This is a genomic window from Amycolatopsis sp. WAC 04197 (assembly GCF_003947475.1).
Classification (GTDB): domain Bacteria; phylum Actinomycetota; class Actinomycetes; order Mycobacteriales; family Pseudonocardiaceae; genus Amycolatopsis; species Amycolatopsis japonica.
Genome location: NZ_QHJK01000008.1, coordinates 195,363 through 211,445 on the forward strand (window position 1 = coordinate 195,363; position 16,083 = coordinate 211,445).

Annotated in this window: 2 protein-coding genes; both read right to left on the reverse strand. The window is 70.9% G+C overall.

The genetic code is table 11. The features are described 5' to 3' along the window. Nucleotides 1–11: 11 nt before the first annotated feature. On the reverse strand, nt 12–1,244 hold the full coding sequence (locus DMC64_RS28065) for an MFS transporter (protein ID WP_125735952.1): 1,233 nt from the start codon (nt 1,242–1,244) through the stop codon (nt 12–14). Further along, nucleotides 1,241–16,075, reverse strand: coding sequence for a non-ribosomal peptide synthetase (locus tag DMC64_RS28070; RefSeq protein ID WP_125735953.1), 14,835 nt, complete (start codon nt 16,073–16,075; stop codon nt 1,241–1,243). The genes DMC64_RS28065 and DMC64_RS28070 overlap by 4 nt, the downstream gene beginning before the upstream one ends. Nucleotides 16,076–16,083: the final 8 nt, after the last annotated feature.

Genomic DNA, 16,083 nt, shown 5'->3' on the forward strand with positions numbered 1-16,083 from the left:
GTTCTCTCTCCTTATTTCTGATGGGTTCCGGCTTCGAGTGGTGCGGAGGTGGCGGGGAGCCCGCGCAGAGTGGGGTTGAGGGTGGTGAACACGGTGACGACCGCGATGGCGCCCGCGCACGCGAGCACCGCGGCCGAGCCGGGCAGGGCCTCGACCAGCCAGCCGCCCAGCGCGGGACCGAACGCGGCGGCCAGGCCGCCGGTCACCCCCAGTACGCCGCCGAGCCGACCGCGCAGTTCGTCGGGAGTGTTGAGCAACTGATAGGTGCCGATGGCGGTGTTGGCGGCGGGCGGCAGGAAGGCGATCCCCGCGAACAGCAGACCCATGAGGTATCCACTGTGCACGAAGATCGCGAGCGGTGTCAGTACGGTCAACGCCCAGAAAACCCCGGCGATCAACAGATACGGGCTGACCTTGCGGTACAGGACCGGTGCGGCCAGCGCACCGAGCACCCCGCCGGCGCCGAGCATCGCCGCCATCACGCCGATCTCCCCGGAAGGCATGCCGCGACCGTCGGCCAGCACGATGATCACCAGGTAGTAGGCCGAGAAGAACAGGTTGAGGCTGACGACGCAGAACGTCGTGACGCGCAGCCGCGGTTGCCGCCACACCCAGGCGAGTCCTTCCGCGATCTCCCGGCCCAGATGCGCGGGCGGCCGGGCGCCGTCCCGGCGGACCGGCAGCCGCACGAACCACAGCGACACGAAGGCGAACAAGTGCGCCACGACGTCGAAGACGAACGGCACGAACCGGCCGAAGGAGAACAGGAATCCGCCGAGCGCGGTACCCGAGAGCTGGCCCGCGCTCGTTCTCGCGGCGTTCAGCGAGACCGCCGACGGTACTTCGTCCGGCTTGACCAGTAGCGGCAGGCTCGCCTCCTCCGCCGGTTCGAACAAGGCGCGGCACACTCCCATCACCACCGCGACGACGACCAGGAGCCCCACTCCGGCGACGTCCGACCACAGCGCCAGGACGAGCACGGCGGCCGCGATCGCCTGTGTGGCCTCGCAGCCGAGCATGATCCGTTTGCGTGACCAGCGGTCCGCGAACGCGCCGGCGGGCAGCCCGGCGGCCAGCTGGGCGATCGCCACCGCGCCGACCACGAGTCCTGATTGGACGCCGGATCCGGTGATCGCCAGCACCACCAAGGGAAAGGCGATCATCGTGGTACTGAAACCGGCCTCGGAAACGACCTGCCCGGTCCACAGGAGACGGTAGTCGCGATTGTTCCGCAGCCCGCTCACGTCTCGTCACCCCGGCAGTCGGACGCGATGGCGCGCAAGGCGCCGGCGAAGTCCGCGGCGACGGCCGCCACCGTCTCCCGCGTGTTCAGGTGTGGCTGGTAGTACCAGGAGAACTCCAGCCGACCGTCCCGCACACCGCCGACCACTTCGAGGACGTGCGCCGGGCGGTTCTCCGGGTCCTGTTCGCGTCCGAGTGGTGCGTGCGCCCGGCGGTAGAACCCGCTCCCCTCGCTCGCGTGATCGCCCTGGCCCAGGTAGTTGAACGCGACCTCCGGCGCCGTGTCACCGAGCTCCGGGAACCGGAAATGCCGCAGGGCTCCATAGCCGAAACCGTTGCCGGGCAAAGCGCGCAACTGCTTCCGGGTCGCCTTGACCAGTTGCCGCCAGCCCGCCGAGCCGTCGACCGTGAGCCCGACGGGGAACAACGTGGTGAACCAGCCGACGGTCCGGGAAAGGTCGACGTCGTCGAGGATCTCTTCGCGGCCGTGTCCCTCCAGGTCGATCGCGACGGCGGATTCCCCGGTCCAGCGGGTGAGCGCCCTGGCCAGCGCCGTCAGCAGGACGTCGTTGATCCGGGTCCGGTAGACGCCGGGGGCCAAATGCAGCAGGGCGTCGGTGTCGTTCTCATCGACCTCCACGGTCACCGATTCCGGTGGCGCGGGCGGGACGCCGGTCCGATCGCGCGGGATCGTGCGGCCGGGCAGCTCACGCGACCAATGCCCGTGTTCAGCGTCCAGTGCGCCGCCTTCCACGAACTCGCGCAGCCGGTGCGCCCACTCCCGGAAGGACGTCGTCTTGGTCCCGAGGTCGGTCTTCTCACCGGCTTCGATCTGCCGATACGCGCGTTCGAGGTCTTCGAGCAGGATGCCCCACGACACCGCGTCGACGACCAGGTGATGCGCGGCGAGCAGCAATCGGGGATTCTCCGCGCCGTCCGGTTCCGTCAGCACCGCGCGCAGCTGCGGTGGCCGCGCCAGGTCGAAATCGGCTTGCGCGTACTCGGCCTCTTCCGCCAACTCGGCCGCGGGCACCTTCTTCAGCACCGGCCTCGGCTCCGGCGGCTCGTTGTACTGCGTCCACCCCGCCTCGGTCCGCTCGAAGCGCAGGCGCAGCGCGTCGTGCTGAGTGATGACGGCGTCGAGCGCGAGCCGCAGCGACTCCTCCTCCACCGGCCCGTCGAGTTCGACGAGTACCGACTGGTTGAAATGCGCGGGATTGGCCGGTTCGCCGGCGAAGAACCACTGCTGGATCGGGGTCAGCGGAACATCTCCGACGACGACCTCGCGGTCCGCGTCCGCGGTGTCCACCGGTTTCACCACCGTCGCCAGTTCGGCGATCGTCTGGTGGGTGAACAGGTCCTTCGACCGCGTCGACAGCCCGGCCCGCCGGGCGCGGTGGACGACCTGGATGCCGAGGATCGAGTCGCCGCCGAGATCGAAGAAGTTGTCCGTGACACCGACCCGGTCCAGGCCGAGGATTTCGGCCCACAGTTTCGCGAGCACCGCTTCCGTTTCGGTGCGCGGCTCCACGTGGTCCGCGCCCTGCACCGAGGACGGGTCCGGCACCGGGAGCGCCGCACGGTCGGCCTTGCCGTTGGCGGTGATCGGGATCGCGGCCACCGGTACGAAGATCGACGGCACGAGGTAGTCGGGCAACGTCTCGCCGAGGAAGGCCCTCAGCCCCTCCACCTCGCCGACGACGTAGGCGACAAGGCGTTTGTGGCCACCGATCTCCCGGGCGGCCACCACCGCCTCCCGTACCTCGGGATGACGTCGCACCGCGGTCTCGATCTCGCCGAGTTCCACCCGGAAGCCGCGGATCTTGACCTGTTCGTCCACGCGGCCCACGAATTCCAGCACTCCCCGAGCCGTCCAGCGGACCAGGTCGCCGGTCCGGTACATCCGGCTCCCCCGGTCGCCGAAGGGGTTCGCCACGAACCGGTCCGCGGTCAGGCCCGGGCGGCGCAGATAGCCGCGGGCGAGGCCGTCGCCGGAGACGAACAGCTCACCGGTGGCCCCGATCGGTACCGGCCGCAGCGCGGCGTCGAGGACGTGGGCCTCGGTGTTCGGGATCGGGGTGCCGATCGGCGGTGGCACGCCCGGTGTCAGCGGCTCGCTCCACGAAGTGACCACAGTGGACTCCGTGGGCCCGTACGCGTTGATCATCCGCCTTCCGGGCGCCCAGCGGTCCACCAGCGACGCCGGGCAGGTGTCCCCGCCGACGATCACCGTGCGGAAGTCGGGCAGTTCCACCTCGGGCACGGTGGCCAGCGCGATCGGCGGGATCAGCGCGTGGGTGATCCGCCGCCGTCGCAGGACGTCGGCCAGCCCGGTGCCGAGCAGCGGCCCCTCGGACGGCACGACGAGCGCGGCGCCGGCGGGCAGGGAGAGGCACAGTTCCAGGATCGAGGCGTCGAAGCTGGGCGAGCTGAAGGCGAGTACACGATCACCCGGCCGCACCTCACAGTGCTCGATCTCGGCGGCGGAGAACGACGCGAGCCCGGAATGGGTGACGACGACCCCCTTGGGCCGCCCGGTCGAGCCGGACGTGTAGATCACGTAAGCGGGCTGTGCCGGGTCGATCCGGACACCGAGGTCGGTGTCGTCGTACCCGGCCGCCTCGACTTCGCCGTCCACCACCAGGACGGGGTCGGCGTCCTTGAGCATGTATTCGATCCGTTCGGCCGGATAGCCGGGATCCACGGGCAGGAACGCGGCGCCGGTCTTGGCCACGGCCAGTTCGGTGACCACGAGCGCCACCGAACGCGGCAGGCGGACGGCCACGATCCGCTCCGGCCTGGCACCTCGCTCGGCGAGCCATCGGGCCAGCCGGTTCGCTCTCGCGTTCAGCTCCGCGAAGGTCAGCGAGCCGGTGTCGGACACCAGAGCTGACGCGTCCGGTGTCCGGCGGGCCTGTGCCTCGACGAGTTCGGCCAGGGAGGCTGCCGGGATTTCGCGCGCGGTGTCGTTCCAGGCTCGCAACCGGTCGAGTTCACCGCGCGGCAACGACGGCAGGGCCGCCATCGGCCGGTCCGGCTCGGCGGCGAGCACGGTCAGGAGCGCCCGCAGCCGCGCGATCAGCCGTTCGATGGTCTCCGCGTCGAACAGCCCGGTGCTGTAGTTGATCGCCCCGTGCACCGTGTCGCCGTCCTGTTCGAACTGCACGAGGAGGTCGAAGGGCGCCGACACCGCGGGCAGCGCGACCTCCTCCGCCACGAGCGTGCCGGAACCCGGCCGGTCACCGGTGTTCTGCAGGACGACCATGGCCTGGAACAACGGCGTCCGGCTCGGGTCGCGGGCCGGTTGCACGGCGTCCACCACGCGCTCGAACGGGACGTCCTGGTGGGCGAAGGCGTCGAGCACCACGGTCCGCACCTGGGCCAGGAACTCACGGAAGGAGACTCCGATGTCCACTGTGGACCGAAGGGTCAAGGTGTTGACGAAGAAGCCGACGAGACGTTGCAGTTCGGCGCGTTCCCGCCCGGCGGTCACGGTGCCGACGGCGACGTCCCGCTGGCCCGACCATCCGGCCAGCAGGAGCTGGCAGGCGGCCACCAGGGTCATGAACAGGGTGCCGTCCTGGGCGGTGGCCAGCTCCCGGAGCTTCGCGACGACGCCGGCGGGAAGGTCGAACCCCAGCCATTCGCCCTCCGTCGTGCGCACCGCCGGCCGGGGCCGGTCGGTGGGCAGCTCGAGGGGTTCCAGCCCGGCGAGGCGGTCCCGCCAGTGGTCCAGCTGCCCGGTGAGCTCGGGACCGTCGAGGAGTTCACGTTGCCAGGAGGCGAAATCCGCGTACTGCACGGGAAGTCCGGGCAGTTCCGGCTCCTCGCCGCGCGCGAGGGCGGCGTAGACCTCGTCGAGTTCGGCGGCCAGCACGCCCGACGACCAGCCGTCGGTGACGATGTGGTGCAGCGCCAGCAGCAGCACGTGCTCTTCGGACGTCCGCCGGAAGAGCCGAGCCCGCAGGAGCGGTCCGGTACGCAGGTCGAACGGCCGCGACGCTTCCCGTGCCAGCACGTCTTCGTCGAACTCCTCGACCGGGAGGTCGACGTCGTAGGGCTCGTGCACGACCTGGACGCCGCGGCCGTCGATCGCGTCGAACGTGGTGCGCAGCGCTTCGTGGCGGGCCACCAGGAGATCCAGCGCCCGCTTGAGGACCGCGACGTCGAGTTCGCCGCGGAGCAGCAACGCCGTGGGCGAGAGGTAATCGACGCCGCCGGGCTCGAACTCGTCGAGGAACCACAACCGCTGCTGGGCGAAGGACAACGGCAAGGCACCGTCGCGGGCCACGATCGGGATCGGCCGCGTTTCGGCCCGCCGGTCCGGCAATGCCGCGGCGAACCGGCCGAGGGTCGGTGCGGTGAACAGCGCGCGCGGCGAGACGTCGACGCCCAGTTCCGCGCGCACCCTCGACGTGATCCGCATGCTGAGGATCGAGTCCCCGCCGAGTTCGAAGAAACCGTCCGTCACCCCGACCCGGTCGAGTTTGAGCACCTCCGCCCAGATGACGGCGAGGCGGCGTTCGGTGTCGGTCCGCGGCGCCACGTACTCGGCCGCGGCGTCGCGGGCGGGTGCGGGCAGCGCTCGCTTGTCGATCTTGCCGTTACGTGTCAAGGGAAGGGCGTCGAGCGCGACGAGCGCCGACGGGACGAGATGGTCCGGCAGGCGGTCCTGCAACCAGTCCCGCAGCCCTTGCGTGTCACCGACGACGTAGGCGACGAGGCGTCCGTCGTGGGCGGTGACCGTGGTGTCGGTGACCGCCGGATGCTGCCGCAGCACGGCCTCCACTTCGCCGGGTTCGACCCGGAATCCGCGGATCTTGACCTGGTCGTCGACGCGGCCGAGGTAGTCGAGCCGTCCGTCGGTGGTCCAGCGCACGCGGTCGCCGGTGCGGTACATCCGGGTGCCCGGCGGGCCGAACGGGTCGGCGACGAAACGGTCGGCGGTCAAGCCGGGGCGGCCGAGGTAGCCGCGGGCGAGCTGGACACCGGCGAGGAACAGCTCCCCCGGCACGCCAGCGGGGACCGGCGTGCCCGTCGCGTCCAGGACGTAGGTCCGCAGGTTGGGCAACGGCCGGCCGATCAGCGGCCGGTCCCCCGCGACCGGTGTGTGGACGGCGTCGACCGTCACCTCGGTGGGGCCGTAATAGTTGTACGAGGTGACACCGGACGCCACCAGCTCGCGCCACAGCCGCTCGCCGGTCGCCTCACCGCCGACGAGTACCGTGCCGGGCCGGTGTTCCCCGCTCAGCAGTCCTGCCTCCAGCAGCTGCCGGAGATAGGCCGGCGTCAGGTCCATCAGGTCGATCCGGTGGTCGCGGACGTAGCCGACGACGGCGTGGGGATCGAGCCGGGTGTCGTCGTCGAGCACGTGCAGCTCGTGCCCGTCGATCAGGGCCAGGAGCGCTTCCCAGGACGTGTCGAACGACAACGACGCGGTGAGCGCCACCTTGCGGCGCTCCTCGGTGAGGAAGACGCGGCGGTGCGCGGCGAGCATGTTCATCAGGCCGCGGTGTTCGATGACGACGCCCTTCGGCGTTCCCGTCGAGCCGGAGGTGTAGATGACGTACGCCGCGGTGTCCGCGCTCGCCCTGGTCACCGCCGAGGTCGCGGGGCCGGGGTCCGTCCCGTCCAGCACGACGACCGGTCGCGCGTCCTGGAGCAGGAACCGTTTGCGTTCCTCCGGAAGGCCCGGGTCGATCGGCAGGTAGGTCGCGCCCGTCTTGAAGATCGCGAGGATCGCAAGGACGGCTTCGGCCGAACGGGGAAGCGCGACGGCGACCACGGTTTCCGGACCCGCGCCCCGGGCGGCCAGGTGTCCCGCCAGCCGTGTGGCGCGGGCGTCGACCTCGGCGAAGTCCAGCACCGTGTCGCGGAAGGCCAGCGCGGTCTCGTGCGGTATCCGGGCGACCGTGGCCTCGAAGACGTCCAGCACCGTGCCGGACGGTACGTCGACCAGCGGGCCGCTGCCGAAGGACAGTAGTTCACGTCGTTCGGACGTCGACGGCGGGGACAGCGCGTCGAGGCGGCACCTCGGGTCCGCGGCGATGGCACGGACGAAGCCAACGAGCCGATCCGCGAGACGGCGAACCGTGTCCGCGTCGAACAGCCGCGGGTCGTAGGAGAGTTCGAGCCCGAGCTTGTCGTGCAGGTAAGCGGTGAGGTTCAGCGGGAAGTTCGTCGTGTCGAGCGATTCGACGTCCAGCACGCGCACGTCGGCCTGTCCGCTGTCCTCGATCGGGTAGTTCTCGAACACCACCACGCTGTCGAACAGCGCCGTACCAGCCGGAACTGCCGTGAACGCCTGGAGTTCGGACAGGGCGAGGAAGTCGTACCGGCGCGCGTCGGCCTGCGCCGCCTGCGTTTCGCGCAGCCAGTCGAGTGCGAGGTCCCGGCCGCGGACCTCCACCCGGGTCGGGACGGTGTTGATGAACATGCCGATCATCGACTCGACACCCGGCATCTCCTCCGGGCGGCCGGACACGGTCGTCCCGAACAGGACGTCGGTTTCCCCGCTGTAGCGCGCGAGCAGCAGCGCCCAGGCGCCTTGCACGATCGTGTTGACCGTGAGCGCCGCGGCCTTGGCGGTCTGGTGCAGCTTCGCCGATTCCTCCGGGGACAGCTCGACCAGGACCGCCTCCGCGGACTCCGCCCGGTGTGCTTCCGTCGGCCTCCGGTCGAAGGGCAGCGGGGTCGGGGTGGTGAACCCGTCCAGGACGGCGCGCCAGTGCGCCTCCGCCTCGGCACGGTCCTGCGCGGCGAGCCAGGCCGGATAGTCGCGGAACGGGCGTCGCGGTACCAGTCGCGCGGGGCGGCCTTCCACGATGGCCGCGTACTGTTCGCACACTTCGCCGAAGACCTGCGCCGTGCTCCAGCCGTCGAGCAGGACGTGGTGCGAGGTCCACACCAGCTGCACCTCGTCCTCGGTGAGCCGGGCGATCGCGAGCCGCATCAACGGTGGCTCGGTCAGTTCCATTCCCGCCGCCACGTCGTCGGCGAGCAGTTTCTTGAGCTCCCGGTCTTGCTCGTCCGGGGTGAGCGCGCGCCAGTCGTGGTGCCGGACCGGGACCACGACCTCGCGGTGGACCCGCTGGACCGGCTCGTCGACACCCTCCCAGGCGATACTGCTGCGCAGGATCGGCGTGCGGTCGACCACGCGCTGCCACGCCTCGGCGAGCGCGTCCGGACGGCTCACCCCGGCCAGCCGAAGCCGGAACTGGTCGAAATAGGCCGTCGATCCGGCGTCGACCAGGCTGTGGAACAGCATGCCCGTCTGCAACGGCGTGAGCGGGTAGATGTCTTCGACGTCCCGGCCGTCACCGGCGAAGCGGTCGACGTCCGCCTGCGAGAGCCGCGCCAGCGGGAAATCCGACGGCGTGCGCCCACCGTTCCCGGCGCAGTGCGCGATGATCCCGCGCAACGCGCCGAGCATGGCGCCGGCGATCCCGCGCACGGTGTCTTCGTCGTGCACCTCGTCGGAATACTGCCAGGTGAGATGTAATTCGCCGCTTTCGACGACGCCGACGACGTCGAGCAGATACGGGCGGACGCTTTCCGGATCGCTGTCGTGTCCGAGGGTCTCGCCTCGGCCCCGGATCCATCCGCCGTCAGGGCTCCCCATGTCCCAGCGGCCGTGGTAATTGAAGGAAATCCGCGGTTCGGGGGCCGCTCGTAAAGCGGAACCCGGCGTTTCTCCGGAGTTCGAGTAGCGCAACGCCCCGAATGCCGCGCCTTTCGACGGGACCGCGCGCAGTTGTTCCTTCACGGATTTGAGCACGTCGCCCCAATCGCCTTCGGGCACGGCGAGCGAGAGCGGGTATTGCGCGGTGAACCAGCCGATCGTGCGCGAAAGATCCAGCGGGCCGGCGATCTCCTCGCGCCCGTGCCCCTCCATGGCGATCACCACTCGCGACCGCCCTGTCCACTGGGCGAGCACCCGGCCGAGCGCGCTCACCAGCACGTCGTTGACCTCCGTGCGGTACGCGCCGGGTACGTCGCGGAGGAGCGCGGTGGTCTCGGCCCGGCCAAGTGACACCGAGACACCGCGCTCCGACTTCGCGGTGTTGCGGCCCGGGCGGTCAACCGGAATGTCCGTCCGAGCTCCGCGGAACGCAGTTTCCCAGTACCCGATTTCCTTGTCGAGCTGTCCCATTTTCGCGTGTTCGCGCAGAGAACGCGCCCAATACGTGAATGTTGTTCGCACCGGGGTCAGGGCTTCGCCCTGGTACGCGCGTTCGAGGTCGGCCAGCAGGATCCGCCACGACACCCCGTCCATGACGAGATGGTGGGCGGTGAGGAACAGCTGCGGTGCCCGGTCCCGGAATGTGAACAGCACCGCGCGCCACAGTGGCCCGGTGACCACGTCGAGCGACGTCTGTGCCCGCACGGCCTCGGTCCGCATGGCGGCGGAGACATCGTCCACTTCGGACAGATCGACGTGCCTCAGCAGGTCGGCCGGTTCGGCGAGGGCGGGTTCCTGTACCCAGCCCTCGTCCGTGCGGGAGAAGCGCATGCGCAACGCGTCGTGGTGCTCGCTGACGCGGTTCAGGGCGGAGATCAGCTTCGGTATGTCCACAGAGGACAGAACGACGTGCACGGACATGGTCAGCCGCCACGGCTCGTCCAGCCGCTCGAACAGCCACGACTGGATCGGGCCGAGCGGCGCGGGCCCGGCGTCGTCCACCTCGACCTGTTCCACCTGCGCTTCGGTGCGGGCGACGAGACCGAGCTCGGCGATGGTCTGGTTGCGGAAAAGGTCCTTCGACGACAGCGTCAACCCCGCCTGCCGGGCCGCCGCGACGACCTGGATGCTGAGGATCGAATCTCCACCGAGACCGAAGAAGTTGTCCTCGACCCCGACCCGGTCGACGCCGAGCACCTCGGACCAGATCCCGGCCAGTACGGCCTCGACGTCGGTGCGCGGTGCCACGTAACGGTTCTCGGTCCGGGCGCCGGGCTCCGGCAGCGCACGGGTGTCGAGTTTCCCGTTGGCGTTGAGCGGTAACCGCTCCAGCGGGACGAACACCGCGGGCACCAGGTGCGCGGGCAGGGAGCGGCCGAGGAACTCCCGCAGTGCCGTCGTCCCCGGAACAGGTCCGGTCAGGTACGCGACCAGCCTTCGCGCGTCGCCGGTCCCGTGGGCGACAACGGCGGCCGCCTCGACATCGGGATGGGCGATGAGCGCCGCTTCGATCTCACCGGGTTCGATGCGGAATCCGCGGATCTTGACCTGGTGGTCGGCGCGGCCCCGGTAGTCCAGTTCGCCGTCGCCGGTCCACCGCAGCAGATCGCCCGTGCGGTACATCCGGGTGCCGGAGCCACCGAACGGGTCCGCGACGAACCGCGACGCGGTGAGGCCGGGCCGGTCGAGATAGCCGCGGGCCAGGCCCGCCCCGGCGACGTACAGCTCACCGGTCACTCCGGGCGGGACGGGCGCGAGATCGGCGTCGAGCACGTAGGTCCGCAGGTCCGGGATCGGGACCCCGACGGTGGCCGTCCCGTCCGCTTCCAGCGCCCGGTACGTGACGTGCACCGTGGTCTCGGTGATGCCGTACATGTTCACCAGCCGCGGGCCGTCCGGATGCCGCCGGTACCAGTCGGTCAGCCGCGCCGGATCCAGCGCTTCGCCGCCGAAGATCACGTATCGCAGGCTGAGCTCCGGAGTCGGCAGCGTGCTCAGCCGGTGGAACGCCGACGGGGTCTGGTTCAGGACCGTCACCCGCTGGTCCGCGAGCAGCGCCAGGAACTCCTCCGGTTCGCGGACCGCGTCCTGCGGGACGACCACGAGCCTGCCGCCGTGCAGCAGCGCGCCCCACAGTTCCCAGACCGAGAAGTCGAAGGCGTAGGAGTGGAAGAGCGTCCAGACGTCGTTCTCGTCGAAGCCGAACCAGTGCGCGGTCGACGAGAACAGGCGGGTGACGTTGGAGTGCGGGATCAGCACCCCCTTGGGCACGCCGGTGGAGCCGGAGGTGTAGATGACGTAGGCGGTGTTGTCGGGCTCGACCCGCACTTCCGGAGCGGTGTCCGGGCGGCCGTCGGCCTCCACGGAGTCGACCACGCACACCGGACGCGCGTCGGCCAGCGTCGCCTCGATCCGCGCCGCCGGATACGCCGGGTCGATCGGCAGGTACGCGGCGCCCGTCTTCAGCACGGCGAGCACCGCGACGACGAGATCGGCCGAACGCGGCAGCCGCAGCGCCACCAGCCGCTCCGGTCCCGCGCCCTGCTCGATCAGCCGGTGGGCGAGGCGGTTGGCGCGCCGGTCCAGTTCGCCGTAGGTCAGCTCGGTGCTCCCGCTCGTCACCGCGACGGCGTCCGGAGTACGCGCGGCGCGTTCGGCGAAGAGTTCGTGCAGGACGGGCGAAGGTTCCGCCTGCGCCTTGCCGTTCCACTCCAGCAGCACCCGGTCGCGTTCGGCCGCGCTGATCCAGGGCTGCTGTCCGAGCGGCAGTTCCGGAGCCGTCGCGATGCCGTCGAGCAGGCGGCGAAGCCAGCCGGTCAGCCGCTCGATGGTGGCGGGATCGAACAGATCGGTGTTGTAGTTGACGAGCGCGTCGAGCCGGCCGTCGGTCTCCTGGAAGTGGATCGTGAGGTCGAAACCGGCGGTCACGACGGGCGGGGCCAGCTCTTCGACCTCCAGGCCCGCCATCGACGGCCGGGTGTCCGGCGTGTTGTGCAGTACCACCAGCACCTGGCACAGCGGTGTGCGGCTGGTGTCGCGTTCGGGCCGCAGGTCGTCGACGACCCGGTCGAAAGGCACGTCCTGGTGCGCGAACGCGTCCAGGACGGTGTCCCGCACGTCGTCGAGGAAGACGTCGAACCCGAGTTTCAAGTCCACTGTGGACCGCAGGACGAGGGTGTTGACGAAGAACCCGATCACGCCTTCGAGGTCCGTCCGCTCGCGGCCGGAGACGACAGTGCCGACGGCGATGTCGTCCTGCCCCGACCAGCGGGCGAACAGCAGTTCGCTCGCGGCGAGCAGGGTCATGAACAGGGTGCCACCCTGATGCCGGGACAGCTCCTTGAGCCGCGCCGTGGTCCCGGCGGGCACACTGAATTCGTACAGGGCACCGTTCTTGGTGCGCACGGCCGGACGGGGCCGGTCGGTGGGCAGGTCGAGCGCGGGCACGCCGTCGAGGCGGTTGCGCCAGTAGCTGAGCTGGGCGTCGAAGTCGGTACCGCGCAGCCGTTCCCGCTGCCAGACGGCGTAGTCCGCGTACTGCGCCGGCAGCGGCGGAAGGACCGGCTCTTCGCCGCGGCGGAACGCGCTGTAGCACATGGCAAGCTCGGCCAGCAGCACGCCGGAGGACCATCCGTCGGTGACGATGTGGTGCAGCACGAGCGTGAGCACGTGGTCGCCGGGCGCGAGCCGGGTCAGCGCGACCCGCAGCGACGGCCCGGTGTGCAGGTCGACGGGGCCGGTCGCGGCGGCGAGGGCGCTGTCCAGGGCGCCTTCGGTGACGGGCACGTCGACCGCGTAGGGCGGGTGGATCACCTGGACGCCACGGCCGTCGACGGTCGCGAAGGTGGTCCGCAGGGATTCGTGCCGGGCGACCAACGTGGTCAGGGCGCGATTCAGCGCGTCGGTGTCCAGCTCACCGCGCAGCCTCAAGGCCGTCGGTGACACGTATTCGGTGCTGCCCGGTTCGAATTCGTCGAGGAACCACAACCGCTGCTGCGCGAAGGAAAGCGGTGCCTCGAACCGGCCGCCGTCCCTGGGCAGCACCGGAATCGCCGCCTGCGGCGCGGTGATCTCGGGCAACCGCAGGGCGAGCCGCGCCGGAGTGGGCGCGGTGAGGACGAGCCGCGCGGGCACGTCGGCACCAAGGGTGTCCCGGAGCCGCGCGAGCACACGGATGCCGAGGAGGGAGTCGCCGCCGAGTTCGAAGAAGTCGTCGTCGACGCCGACGCGTTCGACACCGAGGACGTCGGACCAGATGGCGGTCACCAGCCGCTCACGGTCGTCGCGGGGAGCCACGTACGGCGTCGAGGTGGTGTGTCCGGGATCGGGCAGCGCGCGCCGGTCCAGTTTCCCGTGTCTCGTCAACGGCAGTGCGTCCACGCCGACGAAGGCCGAGGGGACGAGATGGGCGGGCAGGACGCGGTGCAACGCCGTCCGCAGCGAGGCGGGGTCGGCGTCGCCGACGACGTAGGCGACCAGTTTGCCGTCCCGCGCGTCCACGGCCGCGTCGGTGACCGACGGTTGCGCGCGCAGCGCCGTCTCGACCTCGCCGGGCTCGATCCGGAAGCCGCGGACCTTGAGCTGGTCGTCGAGGCGGCCGAGGTGTTCCAGCCGCCCGTCGGCGGTCCAGCGGGCACGGTCGCCGGTGCGGTAGAGCCGGGTGCCGGGCGGGCCGAACGGGTCGGCGGTGAAGTGGTCCGCGGTCAGTCCCGGCCTGCCCAGATAGCCGCGGGCGAGCTGGGCGCCGGCGAGACAAAGTTCGCCGGGCACCCCGGCGGGCACGAGCCTCGACCGTTCGTCCAGGACGTAGGCGGTCACGTTGCCGAGTGGTCTGCCGATCACCGGACGGTCACCGGTCACCGGCGCGCGGGTGGCGTCCACAGTGGACTCGGTGGGCCCGTAGTAGTTGTGGACCTCCGTTCCGGAAGCGGCGAGCGCGCGCCAAAGGTCGCTGTCGAGGGCCTCACCGCCGACCATGAGGAACTTCGGCCGGTGCTCTCCCTCCAGCAGACCGGCGGGCAGCAGTTGCCGCAGGTACGACGGAGTGACATCGAGGAAATCGACGCGCTCGTCCCGCACGTAGCGCGTCAGCCCGTCGGGGTCGAGCCGGGTCTCTTCGGTGATGAGGTGCAGTTCGTGGCCGTCCGCCAGCAGCAGGGGGCCTTCCCACGACGTGTCGAACGACAGGGTCGCGGTCAGCGCGACGCGCATCCGGTCGCGGCCGAACACGGTGCGATGGTCGGCGAGCAGGTTGACCAGGGCCGCGTGGCCGACGACGACACCCTTCGGCGTGCCCGTCGAACCCGAGGTGTGGATGACGTACGCGGCGTCCGACGGCCGCGGCGGCGCCGGTCGCGGCCGGTCGGTGGCGGCCGTGAAGGTGTCGTCGATGACGACGACCGGCCGGGTGTCGTCCAGCAGGGTCCGGATCCGCTCGGCCGGCAGGCCGGGGTCGATCGACTGATGCACGGCACCGGCTTTGAGCACGGCGAACAACGCGACGATCGCCTCGGCCGAACGCGGCAGCAGCACCGCGACGATCCGGTCGGGCCCGGCGCCGCGGGCGGCCAGTTCCGCGGCGAGGCCGTCGGTGCGGGCGGCGAGTTCGGCGAAGGTCAGCCGGGTGTCGCCGCAGACGAGCGCGGTGTCGTCCGGCCGGGTCTTCGCCTGGTGGTCCAGAAGGTCGACGATGGTCGACGTCGGAACCTCGAGCTCGTTGCTCCCCCACGACAGCAGGCGGCGTTCTTCGGCGTCGTCGGTGAGCGGCAGGTCGGCGATCCGGCGTCCGGGCTCGGCGGCGATCCCGGCCAGCAGCCGCAGCAGATGTCCGGTCAGGCCGTCGATCGTGGCGGCGTCGAACAGTTCGGTGCTGTATTCGACGAGTCCGGCCAGCCCGCCCCGGGATTCCTCGAATTCGATCGAGAGGTCGAAGTTCGCCGCGTCCCGCGCGACGTCCGCCGGTTCCACCGTCAGGCCGGGGAATTCAGGACCGTCGCCGGAAGCGGAATGCAGCAGCACCATGACGTCGAACAGGGGGTTCCGGCCGGCGTCGCGGTCCGCCCGCACGGCGTCGACGACCGCGTCGAACGGCACGTCGTCGTGGGCGAAGGCGTCCAGAACGGTCTGGCGGGCGTGGGTCAGGTGCTCGGTGAAGGGCACGGACCGGTCGACGGCCGAGCGCAACACGACGGTGTTGACGAAGAAGCCGACGACCCGTTCGAGCTCCGGCCGTTCGCGGCCCTGCACGACCGTTCCGAGCGCGATGTCCTCCTGCCCGGTGTAGCGGGCGAACAGCGCCTGGCACGCGGCGACGAGCACCGTGAACAGCGTCGTCTCCGACGAGCGCGCCAGCTCGGCCAGCCGTCCCGCGACCTCCGCGGGCACGGTGAACTCCCGTGTCGCGCCGTCGGTGCTCCGGACGGGTGGCCGCGGCCGGTCGGTGGGCAACTCAAGCGGGGCGACGCCGTCGAGGTGCGACTTCCAGTAGTCGAGACCCGCGCCCCGGAGTGGCCGGTTTCGTTGCCAGACGGCGAAATCCGCGTACTGCACCGGCTGGGCGGGCAGCCGCGCGCGATCGCCGTCGCGGTAGAGCAGGCCGAGTTCCTCGGTCAGCACGCCCATCGACGCGCCGTCGGTGGCGATGTGGTGCACGCACACCAGCAGCACGTGCTCGGTGCCGGTGAGCCGCAGCAGCACCGCGCGCAGCAGTGGCCCGCGGCCCAGGTCGAACGGCCGGGTGTACTCGGCGCGCAGGACGTCCTCGAGGTCGCCCGGCTCGACGTCCACGACGGGCAACGCGACCTCATCGAGCGGCCGGACGATCTGGAAGCCCTCGCCGTCGATCTCCTCGAAGGTGGTGCGCAACGGCTCGTGGCGGGCGACCAGCAGCCGCAACGCGGTGGCCAGCGCGGCGCGGTCGAGCGGTCCGGTCAGGCGCAGGGCGAACGCGCTGTTGTACTCGGGATCGTCCGGCCGCAGCCTGCTGAGGAACCAGAGCCGCCGCTGGGCGGACGAGAGCGGGATCGGGCGGGAACGGTCGGCGGCGGCCGGGATCTCCGGCGCCGGGCCTGCCGTTCCCGCCATCCGCGCGCGCAGCACCTCCCGCAGGTGGGCGGGCAGTGCCGCGATGCGGTCCTGTCGGGACGAGGTCATGGTGGCGT